The 17,746-nt window shown below is 46.3% G+C and carries 15 protein-coding genes; all 15 read left to right on the top strand.

Features of this window, described 5'->3' with window-relative positions; all coding sequences use genetic code 11:
• The first annotated feature begins 197 nt into the window (after window positions 1-197).
• The gene (locus BQ2633_RS09745; RefSeq protein ID WP_075566771.1) at window positions 198-632 is read left to right on the top strand and encodes a GPW/gp25 family protein; all 435 of its coding nucleotides are present in this window, start codon (window positions 198-200) and stop codon (window positions 630-632) included.
• 29 nt (window positions 633-661) lie between these two features.
• The gene (locus tag BQ2633_RS09740) at window positions 662-2,446 is read left to right on the top strand and encodes a type VI secretion system baseplate subunit TssF (RefSeq protein ID WP_075566769.1); all 1,785 of its coding nucleotides are present in this window, start codon (window positions 662-664) and stop codon (window positions 2,444-2,446) included.
• Window positions 2,443-4,923, top strand: a complete 2,481-nt coding sequence (locus BQ2633_RS09735) for an AAA family ATPase (RefSeq protein WP_075566767.1) — start codon at window positions 2,443-2,445, stop codon at window positions 4,921-4,923. Before BQ2633_RS09740 ends, BQ2633_RS09735 begins: the two co-directional genes overlap by 4 nt.
• The gene (locus tag BQ2633_RS09730; protein WP_075566766.1) at window positions 4,917-5,864 is read left to right on the top strand and encodes a hypothetical protein; all 948 of its coding nucleotides are present in this window, start codon (window positions 4,917-4,919) and stop codon (window positions 5,862-5,864) included. The genes BQ2633_RS09735 and BQ2633_RS09730 overlap by 7 nt, the downstream gene beginning before the upstream one ends.
• A gap of 41 nt (window positions 5,865-5,905) precedes the next feature.
• On the top strand, window positions 5,906-6,796 hold the full coding sequence (locus BQ2633_RS09725) for a TssN family type VI secretion system protein (RefSeq protein ID WP_075566764.1): 891 nt from the start codon (window positions 5,906-5,908) through the stop codon (window positions 6,794-6,796).
• The gene (locus tag BQ2633_RS09720; protein ID WP_083234027.1) at window positions 6,783-7,931 is read left to right on the top strand and encodes a hypothetical protein; all 1,149 of its coding nucleotides are present in this window, start codon (window positions 6,783-6,785) and stop codon (window positions 7,929-7,931) included. Before BQ2633_RS09725 ends, BQ2633_RS09720 begins: the two co-directional genes overlap by 14 nt.
• 7 nt (window positions 7,932-7,938) lie before the next feature.
• Window positions 7,939-8,514, top strand: coding sequence for a type VI secretion system TssO (locus tag BQ2633_RS09715; RefSeq protein ID WP_176720124.1), 576 nt, complete (start codon window positions 7,939-7,941; stop codon window positions 8,512-8,514).
• Complete coding sequence (tssO, locus tag BQ2633_RS09710) at window positions 8,501-8,953, top strand: type VI secretion system TssO (RefSeq protein WP_075566760.1); 453 nt, start codon at window positions 8,501-8,503, stop codon at window positions 8,951-8,953. Before BQ2633_RS09715 ends, tssO begins: the two co-directional genes overlap by 14 nt.
• Window positions 8,954-8,957: 4 nt before the next feature.
• On the top strand, window positions 8,958-9,899 hold the full coding sequence (locus tag BQ2633_RS09705; RefSeq protein ID WP_075566758.1) for a PKD domain-containing protein: 942 nt from the start codon (window positions 8,958-8,960) through the stop codon (window positions 9,897-9,899).
• The gene (gene tssR, locus BQ2633_RS09700; protein ID WP_075566756.1) at window positions 9,896-12,292 is read left to right on the top strand and encodes a type VI secretion system protein TssR domain-containing protein; all 2,397 of its coding nucleotides are present in this window, start codon (window positions 9,896-9,898) and stop codon (window positions 12,290-12,292) included. Before BQ2633_RS09705 ends, tssR begins: the two co-directional genes overlap by 4 nt.
• Window positions 12,293-12,296: 4 nt before the next feature.
• Window positions 12,297-12,911 carry a DUF5457 domain-containing protein gene (locus BQ2633_RS09695; RefSeq protein WP_075566754.1) on the top strand — a complete coding sequence of 205 codons (615 nt, stop codon included), beginning with the start codon at window positions 12,297-12,299 and terminating at the stop codon, window positions 12,909-12,911.
• Window positions 12,912-13,189: 278 nt separating this feature from the next.
• The gene (gene tssD, locus BQ2633_RS09690; RefSeq protein WP_075566752.1) at window positions 13,190-13,588 is read left to right on the top strand and encodes a type VI secretion system tube protein TssD; all 399 of its coding nucleotides are present in this window, start codon (window positions 13,190-13,192) and stop codon (window positions 13,586-13,588) included.
• A gap of 97 nt (window positions 13,589-13,685) precedes the next feature.
• Window positions 13,686-15,452 (top strand): type VI secretion system Vgr family protein, encoded by a 1,767-nt coding sequence (locus tag BQ2633_RS09685; RefSeq protein ID WP_075566750.1) that lies wholly within the window; start codon window positions 13,686-13,688, stop codon window positions 15,450-15,452.
• 7 nt (window positions 15,453-15,459) lie between these two features.
• Entirely contained in the window at window positions 15,460-16,815 is a 1,356-nt protein-coding gene (locus tag BQ2633_RS09680) for a hypothetical protein (protein WP_075566749.1), read from the top strand.
• Between the two features lie 80 nt (window positions 16,816-16,895).
• On the top strand, window positions 16,896-17,746 hold an 851-nt coding region (locus BQ2633_RS11520; RefSeq protein ID WP_346048566.1), incomplete at its 3' end, for a DUF6531 domain-containing protein.

Here is a 17,746-nt window from a genome sequence, read left to right as displayed (position 1 = left end):
ATATTTAACACTCTAAGAAGCAAAAATACAGACTAAGACAACGCACTAAGCAGGGGGAGGATAAGGAAGGAAGAGGAAGGAAGAAACAGGATAATATAAAATTCTTAATGAAATACTTGCTTACTTGAACGTCAATCGTTATATTTGCACGTACGCACTATGTGCGAGCTATTTAGCGATACAATTATGAGACCGTTATGAGCTTTTTGAAACTACCTCTAGATTTCTCCTCAGCCCTTCGAGGGACGCTGTCACGTTGCTCGCTGGCAGAGTCCATTGCGCAGCAGCTGATGTTACTCATCGTCTCTCATCCTGGAGAGGTGCTTGGGCGAGAAGACTTTGGCTCTGTGATTTGGGAGTTGGAGTTTCATCAGCTCGTCAAGATTAAGGACTGGGAAGAAGAAGTACATAACTCGCTTTTAGACAGCATTCTGCGGTATGAGCCTCGACTCAGGGAGGTGGTACTCGAGGTACGTCTTGCTGAGATTGATGATGATACCGATGAAGATATCAAGAGCAAGCATCCTTATGTCAGACGTCGGGCCAGCATTCGTGTGCAGGGGGTGATTGACAACACCGATGAACCTTTCTCTTTTCAGACGCAGGTTTACATTAGTCCTCTCTCTCAGTAGACGAACTTTCTGCAAAACAATACTACACAATGGCAGCAATGGACAAGCGTTATTTACGCATCAAAGAGCGACTATTAGATAGGGCGCTAGATCTGTGGGGTATAGAAGATGAGCGTCAGCTAGATCCTGTGGTAGACCTCTTGCTTGAGGCTGTAGCTTTTGAGAGCTTTCAGCTGGAGGAGACATTAGCACGAGCCGATGCGGCACTTCTAGGACGTTTGTCTCGTCTCCTTATACCTCAGAAGTGGATGCTGCCTCGTCCAGCACACGGACTGCTCTCAGTGCATCCCAAATCGGGAGAACATCTGATGGAGCTTAGTCCTCATGACCATTTTTCTGTGAATCGTGTAGTGCAAGGGGTGAAGAGTCCTCCACTCTTTTTTACTCCCCTCTATGCTACTCAGCTCTTGGACGCACAGATTCGCTATCGCTTATGGGGTACACAGCTAGAGGAGCTGGGACGAAGACGTTGTTATACCGAGCAAGCATTTGCTGAAGAAGATCGTTTGGGCGACCATACTCTCTATTTAGGTATTCAAATAGCAGAGGAAAACCTAGTACATACCGATAGACTACGCCTTGCCATCCTGCCCGAGCGTGGAGAATTACTACCCTTCCTCTCGGAAATCCAAGCCTTTGATGCGTGTGAACACCCATTGGTTATTCAGTCGCAAAATATCCCCGAAGCTAGTTACGAGGGGCATTACGTTCAAGACCTCAAGGAGCATTACTGCCATTATCTATATGAAATAGAACTCCAAGAGAGCAAAGCCTCTTGCAGTCTTACCTCGCTCTTCCCAAAACTCAAGGAAGAACTTCATGAACTTCATGATGTAGCATCTCAGCTCTACTGGATTCGCTTAGAATTTCCTGCTGTATTTACTTTGGATGATATGGCAAGTATGGGAGTCCATCTCAATACCGTTCCTGTTATCAATCGAAGACTTATTCGTAAGCTCCATAGCTTGGAGCGCGAGGGGCGTATCCTTTCTCTGAGTACCTCCGATCAGGGGCATTTTCTCAGCATCGAGTCTCTTGAGGATAATCTTGGTAAAGTCTATATCCCTCGGGAGAGGAGCTATGAGGCAGGAGCCTTAGGTGTGTATAGCCTTTACTTTGGCGATTTAGAACGCTTCGATGCCAGTGATGCCCAGCGTCAGTTGCGTCGGGTGCTTCAGCTCGTCCGAGAGGAAGGGAATGCCTTCTCGGCGGTAGACAATAGTAGCTTTGCTTCGGTGCTGAAAGAGCTTCAAGATCGTCTTACGACGCTGGAGAAGACAGTGAGTAAGATGCAAAGCGAGTCGGGACCTAGCAAAGCCTTTTTGATGACTATGCCTGAAGCTGAAGCCGAGCACTTAGCACTCAGCTATTGGGAGAGTACAGGAGGGCTAGCTAATGGACTAAGTCCTCAAGATATCATCCAGTCCTTAGAACCTGATAAGTTCGACAGTGCTTCGATTCGACTACGAACCAAGACAAAGGGCGGTCGGGCAGCTGAGACAGAAGACATGTTGATAGCTCATTTGCGCTATGGTTTGCTCTCTAAGGAGCGTATTGTTACAAGGGAAGATGTCAAGAGCTACCTCAAGCACCGCTTGGGGATTACCTTGAAACAGGTAGACCTTCGCGATGGTGTGACCATTTCCCAAGAACCCAATAAAGGGCTAGTACGATGTACCGACGTCTACCTTGAGTTAGTAAAGCAAGGAACCGAGCTAAACGAGGAAGAACAAGCTCATCTCTCAAGCCGATTAGAAACTGAACTCAAAGAGCGTTCTGTAGCTCATACCACCTATAAAGTACGATTTGTATGACAACACCACTATACTATAGCCGAAGCCTACAGGAGAGTTTGCTTCTTGCTTCATCAATGGCCAGTGCTGAGGGGCACAGCTCCTTTGGCGTAGCGCATCTTGTTCTGGCACTCTTGCACGAGAGTAGTTCTAGCGGACTACGTGACCTAATCTGCTCCATGCACAAGGATCTGACCTATGTGATGGAGTGGTTTGATACCTACAGAGAGCTCTATGTTCCCAAGGAAGAGGATAAAGATACGGAGAATGCTTGGGGAGCAGATAACGATGTCTTACATCTTTTAGAGGAATCCGAGCGTTCCAAGATTAAGCTCGGTCAGGAGGAGCTTGATGGTCTCTGCGTGCTTTTAGCTGTCGTGCGTCGAGGTGTCGTCTATTCTGACAGCCAGCTTCAAAGCTTGGAACTGGAGGAGGAGGAACTACTTCGTTTCTTTGAAGCCAGTGAGAGTATTCTTCCTAATGATAAGCTCAGCCAGCTATTGGTCACCCATCCCTTTGTGTATCCTTTCTCCACGGAAGCTGCTTGTATTAGCTCCAATATACAAGGGCGAGCGAAAGAACTTCGTCATATGGAGGAAGCCTTAGAGCGTCTGGGTGGACAAGCCGTTCTCTTGGTCGGAGCTTCGGGGATAGGCAAGACGAGGTTAATAGAAGCCTTTGTACAAAGACTACAAAGTCCCCGAGTGGGGAAACTTGGCGAGCTACTTCCTCTTGGACTTGATGTAGCGAAGCTCATAGCAAGCTCGGCAGACGAAAGGGAACAGACACAGCGTATCTCTTCGCTTCTTACAAAGCTCCAGCAGATGGAAGAATCGAGCTTGCTTGTCATCGATGATGTGCAGATGCTCTTGGATGCCGGACATAGTACAAAGTCTTCGATGCTGCTAAGCATCTTACAGCGAGCTTTAGATAAGGGTAAGGTTAATCTCCTGATTAGTACCAGTGCTGATGCTTATCGCCAACATTGGGAGAAGCACAGCTTAAGCCATAGAGCAGAAGTTCTGAACCTGGAAGAGCTACCTAAAGATTGGCTTGTGAGCATCCTCAAAGAGCGTACAAGGAGTCTTTGCGAAGCTTATAAACTCAATATTAGCCCAGAGGCTTATCAACATGCGCTGTGGCTTTCAAGTCGCTTCTTCAAGGAGAAGAATGAGCCAGCTGCATCTTTAGACTTACTGGAGCGCACGCTTGCCGCTGCAAGCTTGAGCAATGACCAGTCTCAAATACAATTAAGGAAGTTTAGAGAGGAGCTAGAGAGACTTACTCAAAGTGCAGAGGATGAAAGTAAAGAGACCGAAAGTCAAGAAGCCCTTCAACTGTTGGAGAAAAGTCTTTTCTCTGGTCTCAGCATCTTGCTAACCTCACGCTTGCAGGAAGAAGATGCACAAGAGCATACTCATCAAGGCGAGAAGTCCTCATTATCTACTCTAGAACATTTTGCAAAACGCCTTGATATCCTTCAGGACATCGCAGAGCGAGGCATTGCTTCTGTGGGTGTTCATGAACTAGACGCACTTGTCGCCGAGCGTACGGGTATCCCCTTAGGAAAGCTCCAAGCAGGGGAGAAGGAGCGGCTCTTGAATATAGAGGAGAGGCTTGCCGAGCGCGTGAAAGGACAGGGTGAGGCTATCGAGGTACTCTCAGATGCTATCATTGAGTCGCGTAGCGGACTGAGTGATCCACGCAAACCTATCGGGTCGTTCTTCTTCCTCGGGCCGACAGGGACGGGTAAGACGGAGCTAGCCAAATCGCTTGCCGAACTTCTCTTTGATGATGAGGGGGCGATGATACGCTTTGATATGTCTGAGTTCAAGGAGGAACATGCTGCAGCCCTGCTCTATGGTGCACCTCCAGGCTATGTTGGCTATGAAGAGGGCGGACTCCTCGTTAGTCGCATTCGTCAGAAGCCTTATTCCGTGGTGCTCTTCGATGAGATAGAGAAAGCGCATAGCAGCATCTATGATGTTTTTTTGCAACTGATGGATGAGGGCAAGATACACGATAAGCTCGGACGAGAAGGTGACTTCTCCAATGCCATTGTCATCTTCACCTCCAACATCGGTAGTCAGTGGATAGCCGAGCAAATCACCGCAGGGAAGCGTCCCTCCTCCAATGCACTCATCGAAGTGATGACGGATTACTTCCGCCCTGAGTTCCTTGGACGTCTCACAGAGGTCGTACCCTTTGCTCCCATTAATGAAGCTATTGCTCGGGAAATCTTTCTTCTCCATTTTGGTCGCTTGCAAAAACAGCTACAAGAAGAGAAGCAGGTTAGTTTAACTCTCAGCGAATCCGCCTTAGCTTATCTTGCTCAAAAGGGCTATTCGGCACAGTATGGTGCACGCCCCATCGCTGGCGTCATTCGTAGTTACCTGAAGAAGCAGGTAGCACGGCTCATGATTGCTGAAGAGATAAAGGCAGGCGATAGTGTTTTGGTAGACTATGCTGAAAACAGTTTGAAGTGGGAGCTATGTTAAGTGAACAAGCCAAGGATCCGAAGACGGAACGTCTGAATAGTTTTAAGAAGAGTCAGGCAAGTAATCTTCAGGCAGAAGTCTTCTTAGAAGAGCTTCAGTATATCCTTGATGAGGATCTACTAGAACAGCTTGTTGTGCATCCGCAAGGGATGAATCCTCGAGTAAAGGGGACTGACATCCTCTTCTTGGAGCAGGGCTACGTCTATGGTCGTGGAGAAACGATAGAGCTGGGGCTTGCTCGTAACAGCTTATATCACGAGCTCCCCGAGTTTCTCTTTCATCCACTCTCCCTGCATGAACCTGGGATGAGTCCACAGGAGCTGGTAACTGCTATCAAGCGCAATAAGGAGCGAACTGAGGCCAGTAAAGCCTTCTTCGTTCCCTTTGATACGGCTTTCTTCAAGGAGCGCGTCAAGATACATCAGCGTTATCTCAGACTCTTCTCGGGCTTAGAACGAGGAGATAAGAAGAGCATCCTCCATCAGTTGGTGGATGCCATCATAGCACAGCCCGAGCTAAAGCTCACGGCTCACGAGCGTTATAAGCTCTTTCTTTACCTCTTGAGCGTAGAAGATTACAAGGAGGATTTGGCTAAAATCTCAGAACTTCTGCATATTGTCTTGGGGCTAAAAGTAGAACTCTCCTACGTTTTACATCACATAACGGAGAGTCCCTATGCGAAGCTCGGGGAAATGCTCCTCGGTTATAGCTCAGGCATATCGGGAGAGGTCACGGCAGAACTAGATGATATTGCCTTTCGGATCGTCTATGAGGATAAAATTCCAGAGCATCCTATAGTATGCCGTGATCTAGCTAACATCGAAGCCATCCTTGGCTTTGTCCTTCATTCGGGAAGAGCGATACATACGAGCTATACCAAGGAGGGCAATGATACGCTACTCTTAGGGGACCGCAGGCTGGGCTATGATACCCAGCTATAGAAGTCATACAAGATAGGTCTAAATAAACGATACAATGTAACATGGAACTACTGATAACTTTCTTTCAGAGCTACCTCTTAGCTCCCTTGCTCATCATCATCCTGCTCCTGGTGATGGGGAGTCTTAAAGGGCTCAAGGAGCAACTCAGCATGAAGTATGCGCTGCTCTACATTCTTATAGCAGGTTTACTACTTGGCACGCCTGGTTTCTTATCCGTCTTGCAGGATGAGTACGTGTGGGGTGGTATCTTCATCTCTGTGGGAACTTACTTCATTTTAGGTCTACTTGCCCTGCTGACGATGAAGGGAGGCGTGGGAAAGTCGCTCGGTGTTTCCGATAAGCCTTTCGGACAAGCTTGCATCCTTATTGCGTCTACAATCCTAGGAGCATGGATACACTACCTCCTTTTTACGAAGTTTGGGGGCTTGCCCTATGGGCATATTGCCATGATGCAGTCCCTCTGGTTTCTCATTCCTTTCCTCACAGAGTTTAGCCTCAGTCGCTTTCACCTCGTGCCTCCTCCTATGTACGAACTATGGTATACAGGAAATAGCACCTTTAATCGTAACTACTGGGATACCGTAGATAGCTATAAGACGATTGCTGTGCGTGTTAAGCTCAAGCGAAAGCTGGGAGATAAGGAATACTCTTCTTTCGTCGTTCGTCTGCAAGATGAAATTAGCCTTGGGGATTGGTTCAACTGGCTGGTTGAGGACCAGAACAAGCGCTCTCCTGAGCAGTCCATCGTAGTGGGAGAGGAAGAGGTTGATGCAGGATGGATATTCTATACCTCAAGATGGATTAGTTATCCGCTCTTTATCCGTGTACTCAATCCTAAGCTCAACCGAGTTGCTAACAACATACGAAAGAACCAAACCATCTATATCAAGCGAGTTATCGTAGTCAATGAACGTCAGTATGAAGAAGAATAAATACCTCCCCATCAATTGGGTAAATGGCACTAAGCTCACGGAGCGTCATTTCGTGGAGACTCACCTCTATGAGGTGGCAACACATCAAGAGTTGCGTGCACTACAACTCACAGCCTATAACTATGGACTTGGTTGCGCGCTAGCTCCACACACCGACGCCGTCTCTATTGAGACCATTGGTACAAATCCCGAAGCCGTTACCCTAAGACTAAAGCATTGCAATGCACTGACTCAATCTGGGATAAGCCTGTTCTATGAGCAAGAACTCTATGGAAGCCATCTTGTCGAGTGTACACTCAGTACGTCATCCTTTGGGGATGAAAAGTCTCAAGCCTACTACGTTGTTGTCAGTGTTGATGATGAGGAGCTGCTCCCAATAGGTGTTCCCAATCCGCAAGAAGTTCCCTTGCATCATCCTTATGTTCTTCCCAAGGTAAGCCTATCTATTATTCCTGTCTCAGGAGCAAATGAAAGTTACCTTAGCGAAGAGCATGTTGTGGTTGCCAAGGGAATAGTGGAGCGAGGTGTTTTTGTCCTTGACATGCACTTCATACCTCCTGTGCAACGTATTTCTTCAGACAAACGTCTCTCTCAACTACTAGAGCAGACTCTCGGAAGACTTCGTCGCCTTGAGTCCAGTATAGCTCGGATTTACAGTAAGAACAATGCCGATGGGAGAAGGAGTCCGCTCTGTCTAAGCTTGCTCTCCATCTGCGAAGCGGTACAAAGTTTCTTGGACAATAAGTTCTTTGACTTTGAAACTGTCTTCTTGCATCAATCTCCAGTCTACTACATACAAGCCTTCAATGTGCTGGCTCGTGCGATGTCCAGCAGTCTACGAAAGCTCTCGGGTAAAGAATATGAGCATATCCTGCAGTACATCTACTCTTGGACGGATGTGAGCCCTTCCCTCCTAGAGAGTACGCTCAACAAGATGCTTGCTTTCCGCTATAGCCACCTGAATATATTCGAGGGTATAGAAGCCTCCGAACACTTGCTTGAGCAAGTACTCGTTATCTTGGAGAAGATGAGCGAACTTGAATACATCGGTGTGGTACGTGAGAACATCATCATCAGCGAGGAAGAAGATTCACCACGCAGTAAGGAGCGTAGTTTTTGGAAGATACTAGACTAAGCAAGCGATGGAAGACGAACAGAAACAGCAAGCTCCTCTTGAGGGACAATCCCCAGGGGAGAATGAACAAAAGAAACAAAAGGCGCTGAAGAACAAGCCAGAGCGCAGACGTATGCTCCAGCTCTTTATATTGAGCTTCCTCGTGCTCCTTGTGGGCATTGGGAGCGCAGGAGCTTTCACGCTCCTGACGGCACAGCGAGGCGTTGCTCTCTTGGAGCAGAAAGCCTCGGCTTATGATAGAGTACTTCAGAAGCAAGCGGAGATGAACTTCCAGCTGGAAGAGCTCTTCAAGGACCTGCATAGTCTGAGAACAAAGTTTCGAACCAGTAGCGAGTACAAGTATATGCAGAAGCGTATCACACAAAACCGCATGCTGATGGAGGAAGAGCTCTCAATGATGAATGAAGAGGAGCGTAAGCCCTATGTGATTTATGCTGAAATCCTAGAGGTCGTCAAAGCCACTCAAGGAGAGCTAGACGAGCTGGATGCCGTACGTAGGGATAGACTCTACAATATGGATCAGCTGGAGAAATGTCGCAAGAAGTATCAAGAATTAAGCAAGAGTAAGAATGGAAAAAACTAGAGATGAGCGTCTATGGACGCATGTGCGCTTTGGGCTACTGCTCTTCTTTTGCTCGGTAAGCTTGGTTACGCTCCTGAGTAAGTACGTGCTACATGTCCCAGTAGTCGAGAGTGAGCGTCTGATACAGAGTATCCATGAAGCCAATCAAATCTTCAAAGAGCAAGAAACGAGCGCAGGACAGTTGAGCAAACTTAAAGGTGAGATTGACTCCCTTAACTTTGACATCCAGCAGGTACAACGCCTCGATGAAGTCAAAAGCGAGATTAGCACGCTACAAGATAGCTATCGTCAGCACGACAACACCTCGAAGTACCTCTTCGGTATTCAAGCCTTTCGTGCTATCCGTAGTTATTTTGATATTAAGGAAGAGACCTCTAACACTAAGGCTGGCAATCAGATGATTAAGACCAATCTTGAGGATTGCAAAGCCAACCTATAATCCTATGACCGAAAGACAAAAGATAATAGCCTTAGTACTGGCTATTCTTGTACTTACAGGAATAGCCGTACTCTTGTGGCTTCCCTCTCGCTCCGTAAAGGGAAGTGTAGACTTTGGTATTCGTGATGAGAATAGTAACTTCCACTACGAGGTAGGAGAAGAACTCGCCTTTGTCGTTAGTGATAGTAGTCTTGTTCGAGGCAAAGACCTTCTCTGGGAGTTGGGCAATGGTGACACACTGCATAGTAACCCCATAGCGCATTATCAATATAAGGAAGCAGGTAAGTACCTTGTGACCCTGCGTTTGGATGGACGTTTGCTCTCTAGTCGCTACATTCAAGTGGTAAAAGCAGGAGAGATAACAGCCATTGATTCCGTGCCACGTATCAGTGGAGTGAGTGAAGCCTACCAAGATGAAGAACTCACTTTCTCGGCAGTGGGGCAAGGCGCAGATACTTGGTTTTGGGAGTTTGGCGAGACGGGAGGGGTAGATGCTTACGAGCGACAAGTGAACTATACCTACGAAAAGCCAGGCAACTATACTATCCGTCTAAGCACCAATACCACCAAGTATCCTATAGAACATAAGATTAAAATCCTTCCTCGATTTGAGAAGGTGGAAGAAGTTATAGCTGTGGACTCTTTGAGTCTTGCTGAGGAGGACATCCGTCGTCGTCTGCAAATTATCGCCAATACTTCAGTGCGTGATAAACCTCGCTATAGAGAGCAGGTGAACTATATTCGCTCCACTTACTTCTGTACGCCAGCTGGTGAAGTTGCGGTAGTTGTAAATGGCGATAAGTACAACGACTTCCTCGGCTATTGTCAAGGACTCCACTTCTTAGAAAGTAGCCCTAAGCGAAGAGTGCAAATTACTGGAGTTAAGCTAGACCAGCTTCACTGTGTAACTACTTTGCAGGTCACTCAAACAACGGCAGAGCAATGAATACAGCCACATCTCTATTTTCCCTATGCTCCACGCGACGAGCTTATATCTCCTTCCTCATTCTACTGCTCCTTTGTTTCAGCCAGGTCGGGAAGGGGCAAGTTAGTACCTATAGCTCTATTAAGTTACAGGGGAGAGAACGCTATAACTATGTTTCAGGGCGCGTGGTATATCACTTACCCAAGAGAAGTTCTTCTCCTAAAGTTGTCTATATCGCTCAATCGGGTGTTAAGGGCTATGAACATGCTTTTGGAGGGCTAGTCCTCAGTGAACCTCCTCTAGGTTCCGCTTGCTTCGTTCTTCGTGAGAAGAGAGGCTATTCGGAGCTTGTTGAGGCAAATGCTAAGATCATAGGTAAACCTAGTGGTCTATGGAGCTTCCTCTATGGGAGTAAGAAGCATTTCAAAGATATCAAAGAAGTTAACTATCTAGGTTGGGTAAGCAAGAAAAACTTACTGGTCTATAACCATAGCTATGTCAGCCCCGAAACGCTTCGTCCGTTGCGCTATGCTGTAGGCATCAGTAAACTTGCACAGCTCTATGAGCTGAAATCTTATCTAAGGGGAGATAGCTTGCAAGTCTATAGTGACCCCTACCTCAAAGAGCGTCAAAAGAAGACTGCGCTCACGATAGGACAGCTGGTCTATGCCTATAAGCAGGATGCATCAGGAAAGAGTATTCTTATCAGTGACTGCTCTAGCTTGCAGGATAGCAAGCGCAAGGTCTTAGGCTGGATTCCCTCTGGTATGCTTGCCGAGGTGGGACAAGGAGTAGTCTATCGCTTTCAAGAAGGGGATAACCTTAGTTTGATAGGTGTAGAAGGAGTATCTGCTTTATATGCTGACCAACTAGACACTTTAACCATCAAGCAAGAGAATCTCAATACCAATACGATATTCTTACGAGATAGAGGGTGTCGGGATAAGCTTGTTACCGATAGCCTTCAAGGTATACTGCAACTAAGCGAAGGTTTTTCTGATCTTGTCTTTCCTCTTTCGGTATGGGACAAAGCCTCCAATTGCTTCCTCAACATCGAGGGAGGAGAGATTAGCATGCAAGATGTAGCACGGATACGAAGAGGAAGTCAACGTTTCTCCTGCCATGTGGTCTTCTTCGAGAGCGACTGGTCACGTCTTCGCCCTTTGCTCAGTTCTTTTCAGCGACTTGCCCTCATAGCCCCCAAATATAAGCAGTGTCTCTTCTCAGCAAGCATTATCGGTTCGCAAGGTATTAGGCATCTTGCGCCAAGCACAGATATGGCCTCTTGGCTAGACTTTTTGCTCTCGGGGAAAGGAGCAAAGGTACAGACTTGCACAGGAGGATTTTCCGCTGCGATGGATGAGCTGATGAAGGCTATCCCCAATGATAATTTTGCAGGCAACCTACTCTTTATCTTTGGAAGTAAGCAAGCGCTGAACTTGAGCAATCAGCAAATCCAAGGATTGGCACGACGATCCATCATTCCTGTCTTTTTACAAACTAGCGGAGAAGCAAGTGATGATGGGCAGGATTTCTTGCTCAATGCTAAGGAGCTACTCAATAGCTACATTATAGCCTATGATAAATATGTATCGGGCTACTTAGTCGATGCAGGTTTGAAACGCCCCTACCTCTTTGGCGACTATGGAAGTGAGGAAAAGGTCTATCTTCTTGATGCCCCTGAAAGTAGTTTGGTCATGGGAGGTATCGCTTATCCCAGCGCAGGAAGTATACTCTCGGGAAGACCGGTAGAGATCTGCTTGGATACCCTACAGCGTCAGTTTGATGCTAGGAGCAAACTTCTCCTAGAGAGTCTCGGCAAGTATGAGACCAAACTAGGTATCTTAAGAAGTAAGCCTAATCCTGTGCTTGCGAAGCTACACGCAAGAGATAGCCTTATGAAGACACCACTAAGTGGAATCGATCGTAATGCAGCAAGCGACACCTACTATACGTCGCTTTGGCTGTCCGACTCTGTAAGCAAAAACCTGCAAAGTGGCTACCTCCTAAAGGAGGAGGAAGTGCAAAGCTTGCTGCAGAACTACGAGCGTCTGCTGCCTGAGTTTACCGATAGTCTCAGGAAAGAAGAACTGTCTTATTTAAGGCGTATTTATAAGGAGGAAGCCCACCGCCTTAAGCAAGCCCTCGCTCAGCAATTGCTCCCGAAGCACTACAAGCTTTCTCATCTCTTTGAACTCTGCACAGGAGTACGCCCATCCAAGGAGCTTTTCTTCACGCTTGAACCTAGGGAACTTTGCCTTAAGATACCCCAGCTATCAGAGCTGAATGCTGGCTACCACAAGCTGCTCGCTAAGCGTAAAGACCTAGAGGCTACCTATCGAGATGGAAAGCTAGAAATAGTTCATCAAGGTGGAGCAAACTATTATTTCATCCCTCAAATACTCCTCCCTTAGCCTCATGCGTATCACAAAGAGAACCCTAGAGGAGGCTATTCTTGCCGTCCTCTATGCAAAGAGTTTAGAGCATCCGCTGTGGATCAATGCCAGTGAGGTTTACTGGTCACTCCCCTTTGCAGAAGTAAGTGAAAGAGAAGTGACGACCATGCTTACCGAGCTTGTTGAAGAACAACGAGTGAAGCTCTATCTCGGGAAATATCAGCTCAGTAAGGAGGAGCAGATACGACTTAAAGAGCGAGAACAGGAAGCACAGAAAGTGAGAATACTTGATCAAGGGACAAAATACGATGACGTAGAGAAGTCACATCAAGAGAAACTAGATACGAAGTTTTCTGTTAGGTCTTATCACATTCTCCAAGCTCTTGCAGTCTTCCTCATGGGGGTTGTTCTTGGTGGATTATGTTGGGAGATATGTTCTTCTGCACTCTCTTTGGAGACAGCATCTTTTTCTCATGCGGTAAGTTTGGAGTCCATACAAGAAAGCCTAACCCAAGTACAAGAGAGACAAGTGTTACAGGGCTACCTTTTGGCACTTACTTGGGTGCTTTTGTTAGTTATCAGTGGACTTCTCTATTACAGTCAGATGCGTACTGAACGTAAGAAAGATAAGCCCTAAAAGGAGACGTTTGTTCTTTTTTCGGGATAAGGCGTGAAATATCGGGCTAAATATTTGGTAGAGTGAGAATAAGTACCTACCTTTGTTCATAGATAAGACCAAGGTTTGTTTTTCTCCTCTTCCCTTAGCCGATAGGTCTTTACAGAGCTGATGCTAATGAGCGGAGATTTTCAGACACATATATTGGTCTGGAGGTCTCTTTTTGCTTTTAAGGATCATCCCTATAGCAGAGCGAGCCTCTTGTCGATATTAGTATTAACTATTAAATAAAGTTCAGTATGGGATCATTCCGTGCATCACTAGAGCTTGGGGGCAAAGAGTTCGATGTCCTCTATTCCAATGTTGAGTTTGCTCGCTCAACCGACAGTAAGGGTAAGCCCTCTTCCAGCATCACTGGAGGGCGTGTCGTTGTCACCATTGAGTCTACAGAAGACACCTCAACGATTGAGGCGATGCTCAACAGCCAGTTCAAGCCCATCGAAGGCAAGATCGTCTACAAGAAGACTGATGAAGATGCCAAGATGAAGGAGGTGGAGTTCAAAAACGCCTACATCGTTCACTACAAGGAAACATTGGACGTGAACAATGACGTGCCTATGACCATCACTCTGACCTTCTCGGCTGAGAACATCACATTGGGTGCTGCCGAACACGACAACCGCTGGCCAAAAGCTTAAGCCATTTCTCCTATGCCACCGTTAGGGAGATAAGTTTGTTCTTGTCTTCCTAACGGCAGCAAAAAAATCTAAATACGCTCAACTACACAAAAGGTTTATGCACGAAAATCTTCCTGAACCCATCATTAAAGTGGTGATAGCAGGTAATCCCCTGCATTCATTCAAGTCCTTGCGTCTTGAACAGCGTATCAATGAGCATCACCGCTTTCAGATTCTCTTGGACTATGAGGTTGGAGAGTCTGCTGGGGCATACACCTTGGATAAGACCACCCAATGGCTCGGTCAGCTCACTGGAATTATCTTTGGTGAGCGTACTTTCCGAGGCATCATCACCAAAGTCAGTCTCTACAAAGACACCGGAGCGACTTTCCTTAATGTCTCGGGCTATTCCTACACCTATCTTCTGGAAACAGAACCTCATTTTGCCTCGTGGAATAAGTCTACGCTCAAGGATATCGTCTCAGAGCTAACGAGCGAAGCTAAGGTTGCAGCTAAAATCAGCCCCGATCGTACCAAACCTCTTGAATATGAGTGCCAGTATGGAGAGAGCAACTTCCGCTTCTTACAGCGTCTAGCACAACAACATTACGAGTGGTTCTACTTCAACGGAGAGGAGCTCGTCTTTGGTAAGCCTGTGCTTCCTAAGGATATTACGCTCATCTATCAGCAAGATCTTGACCACTTAAATATAGGCATACAAGCCTCGGCAAAGGCTTCTTCGAGCTATGCCCATCGCTCGGAAAACGATCAAACCTTTAGAGCCGAGAGTCCAAATACCCCTAAAGGCTTTGGTCCACTTGGCTATCAAGCCTTTGAACAATCCATCAAGGTCTTCTCCACGCCTGGTAATCAGTACTCTGACATCCGTGTTGGTAGCGATTACGAGCTACAGCAGTATATGGAGAAGAAGCAACAAGCCGATGCCGCCTACTCGCATAGCATCACAGCCGACACCGATTACCTCGGACTGATGGTAGGTAACGTAGTCACCATCAAGAGTAGCGTTCAGGTCAAGGGCAATCAATTTAAGGACGAAATCCTCGGTAGCTACTTCATCACCGAGATAGTACACTATGCGGATGAGCCAGGGCGCTACCGAGCCTCCTTTAGAGCTATCCCAGCCTCTGTTTATACGCTACCAACGGCTGGCGTTGCACTTCCTGTGGCAGAGCCTCAGATGGCAACAGTCATCAGCAACGAAGATCCACAAGGGCATGGTCGTGTCGAGGTGCGAATGAACTGGCAGGTCAAAGGAATGAAGACTTCGTGGATACGTGTACTGACACCCGATGCAGGTAGTAGCGGCAAGGTTTCCTCCAACCGTGGTTTTGTCTTCATTCCTGAAAAGGGTGACCAAGTTATGATAGGCTTCCACTACAATGACCCCAACCGTCCCTATGTGCAAGGTAGCCTTTTCAATGGTAAGAACGCAGGTGGTGGCGGGGTGGACAATAATGTCAAAAGCCTCACCACTAGAAGTGGTGCGACCATAGCACTTGACGACAAGAAAGGAAGTATCACACTGAGAGATCCTAAAGGGAGTACCATCATCCTAAATGGTGATAATACAATCACCATCCAGTCAGCAGATAAGATTACTTTTGAGTCCAAAGAAATTGAGATTAAAGGTAAGGAGAAGGTTAGCATCTCAAGTGAGGCTAAGCTTAGTCTTCAAGGAGAGAATAGTATAATATCAGGAGCTTCGTCTATGCAAGTTTTGGGTGATACTCAAGTTGGTATTGACGCACCTTCCTTGGGGGTTGGCACTAGTAGCACTACGTCTCTAAAGATTGAAGGAAGTACAGTAGAAATTGATGGACGTGTGATGACTAACGTCAAGGGAACTATACTCAATTTGAATTAGTTGCACTATGAACAATCTACATAATCCGATAGCTGTCCGAGTGCAAAGAGTTCAGGAACTTTGGTTGAAGCAGAGTACTGCATATCCTCAAGTTCGAGTATTTGTACTTCGTTATGAGCCCTCAGATGCTCCCCTTATAGAAGGGTTTTTAGCTTTAGAACCTACTGAACATGGTCTTTCGGACGATACATTCCTACTCTTTAGAGTTAGTTTGAATAGTACAGAGCAACTACTCAAAGCAATCATCTCCGAATGGATAAATATTTTTCAAAGAGAGCAACAAGAACATCCAGAATGGAATTGGGCAGAGTTTCCTTCATTCCAAGAAGAGTTCAAACTCTGTTCTAAGAAAGGCAGTAGTACTTTGTGGAGCTTCTATCAACGGATGCTTACGAGCTTCAAGCGATTCGAAGGAATTGAAGGAAATCGTCTTGTTCAAGTACTCCTACTAGACCGCATCGAGTCCATTGATATCCTCAAAGAGACATTACAGGATTTTGCAGAGAATTTGCCTACTTTCGCTTCCATACTCCTTATAGAGGAAGAATCAAAAGAGTCTATCTATGAACCGATAATGAAAGGTTTAGGAAAGAAGGGCTGTATGCTCCTTCTTCCTAATCAACGAATGAATGAGGCTTATAAAGAACTTGCAGCGCAAGGAGAAAGTAGTGATGCTGAAGTTCAATATCGAATGCTGTTATTTGAGTTAGGAGAAGCTGCACAAAAACAGGATAAAGGCCGACTGAAGCAACTTGCTGAGCAGAGATTTATTCCCTTATGTCAATCAATGAATGATACGGCAATGTGGATATCTTCTTACCTCATTGTAGCAGGCTTTATGATGCAAATAAAAGGAGAAGAAAAGTTTACTCAGGAGTTACTTGATAAGGGGTTAGACAACCTTCAAGTAGAAAGTCCCGCAGATGATCCTTTCAAATTCTCTGATTTGTTGATACAATATCATATGTATAAGGGAGCGTGCTACGCAATGAGCAAATATCTAGGCGATGCAACCTCTTCATTTATGCATGCTGTTGCTGTAGCCAAAGAAGTTGGACACAAAGCGTTTGCTGTGAACGCCTACAATAGTGCATTGGTCGTTGCTCTAAAGCGAGAACGGAGAGACTACTTTCCCATTCTCAAAGAGGCTTACTCCTATGTGATTGCTTTTTCGGACGAAGAACTGAAGAGTATCAATATCTCTTTTATAGTCAGTGCTTACCTTGATAAAGAACAAGGATTAAACTCTAAACAACGCGACACGATCCGCTCACGAATGATAGAACTTTATGGTGTGCATTGGGATGCTAGTCCAAAGGAGGCGATGAAGCATTTCCAGGAATCCCAACATACCCCTCATTGAAAAGTTAGCCTATGCTACCAGTAAATAATCATTGGACACCTGTTTTGGGGATAGACCTACATCTATCCGCCTCGGGGAATATGTTCCATCCTTATATAGGGATGGTCATAGATCCTTTTGATTATTTGCCTTTCATCGGTAGCAGTGTGCATATCAATGGAGTTAAACGAGGGGTTTCCGATACGAGCGGTGTTTTAGCAACACTACAACATATCCCTTTGATTGGACCATTTGTGATGGCTCCGCTTATAGGGCATGAGAGTATGAACTTCTTCGCCTCGGAGACGGTCTTTGCCGAAGGGACAAGGCTAAGCCCAAAGGCCTATATGACGATGACCTGTAATGATGTGGGGTTACCCTTGTCAGGTTCAGGCAAGATTGCCAAGAAGAAGTTTAAGTTTACTCCCACACTCTTTGCCCCGACGGCATTTTCTCTACCTCTCCCTATCCCAGCGGGCAAGCCCGTCTTATTGGGAGGACCGTATGTTCCGGATTGGGGAGGAGCATTGATGGGATTAGCCACAAGTGTAGGCTTTAGTACTTTCTTGAGCTTTGCTCCTGCATTGCTCAAGGCAATGAAGAAAGCAGGGAAGAAAGCTAGCACATCAGCACTGAAGAAGTCTAATAAAGCTCTTCGAAAGCTCTTTGGACCAAACAAGCTGAGTGATTGGCTGTGTAAAAAGGGGTTTGAACCTGTAAACCTCATCAATGGCTCTGTCATTTATGAAGGGAATGACTTTGGATTTCCTTCGATGCTTCCTTTATCATGGGAGCGAAGTTGGTACTCTGACTCTCAGTATAGAGGTTGGCTTGGTCATGGAGTGCATTGCTCTTATGATAGACGTGTTACTTATCTTCCCGAAGAGGAACTGCTGTCGCTTCGTTTGAGCGATGGACGACTAGCAACGTTTCCAGTGTTAGCTCCTGATGA

The sequence above is a fragment of the Ihuprevotella massiliensis genome, from assembly GCA_900095835.1.
Lineage (GTDB): Bacteria > Bacteroidota > Bacteroidia > Bacteroidales > Bacteroidaceae > Alloprevotella > Alloprevotella massiliensis.
Note: the sequence above shows the minus strand (reverse complement) of the source record. Positions and strands in the feature narration are given on the sequence as shown.

What these genes read in the sequence shown, in the direction of transcription:
- BQ2633_RS09715 (WP_176720124.1), top strand. Translation starts at nt 7,939, where the DNA reads ATGGAAGACGAACAGAAACAGCAAGCTCCTCTTGAGGGACAATCCCCA.
- BQ2633_RS09720 (WP_083234027.1), top strand. Translation starts at nt 6,783, where the DNA reads ATGAAGAAGAATAAATACCTCCCCATCAATTGGGTAAATGGCACTAAG.
- BQ2633_RS09695 (WP_075566754.1), top strand. Translation starts at nt 12,297, where the DNA reads ATGCGTATCACAAAGAGAACCCTAGAGGAGGCTATTCTTGCCGTCCTC.
- BQ2633_RS09680 (WP_075566749.1), top strand. Translation starts at nt 15,460, where the DNA reads ATGAACAATCTACATAATCCGATAGCTGTCCGAGTGCAAAGAGTTCAG.
- BQ2633_RS09705 (WP_075566758.1), top strand. Translation starts at nt 8,958, where the DNA reads ATGACCGAAAGACAAAAGATAATAGCCTTAGTACTGGCTATTCTTGTA.
- BQ2633_RS09730 (WP_075566766.1), top strand. Translation starts at nt 4,917, where the DNA reads ATGTTAAGTGAACAAGCCAAGGATCCGAAGACGGAACGTCTGAATAGT.
- BQ2633_RS09735 (WP_075566767.1), top strand. Translation starts at nt 2,443, where the DNA reads ATGACAACACCACTATACTATAGCCGAAGCCTACAGGAGAGTTTGCTT.
- tssO (WP_075566760.1), top strand. Translation starts at nt 8,501, where the DNA reads ATGGAAAAAACTAGAGATGAGCGTCTATGGACGCATGTGCGCTTTGGG.
- tssD (WP_075566752.1), top strand. Translation starts at nt 13,190, where the DNA reads ATGGGATCATTCCGTGCATCACTAGAGCTTGGGGGCAAAGAGTTCGAT.
- tssR (WP_075566756.1), top strand. Translation starts at nt 9,896, where the DNA reads ATGAATACAGCCACATCTCTATTTTCCCTATGCTCCACGCGACGAGCT.
- BQ2633_RS09685 (WP_075566750.1), top strand. Translation starts at nt 13,686, where the DNA reads ATGCACGAAAATCTTCCTGAACCCATCATTAAAGTGGTGATAGCAGGT.
- BQ2633_RS09740 (WP_075566769.1), top strand. Translation starts at nt 662, where the DNA reads ATGGCAGCAATGGACAAGCGTTATTTACGCATCAAAGAGCGACTATTA.
- BQ2633_RS09745 (WP_075566771.1), top strand. Translation starts at nt 198, where the DNA reads ATGAGCTTTTTGAAACTACCTCTAGATTTCTCCTCAGCCCTTCGAGGG.
- BQ2633_RS09725 (WP_075566764.1), top strand. Translation starts at nt 5,906, where the DNA reads ATGGAACTACTGATAACTTTCTTTCAGAGCTACCTCTTAGCTCCCTTG.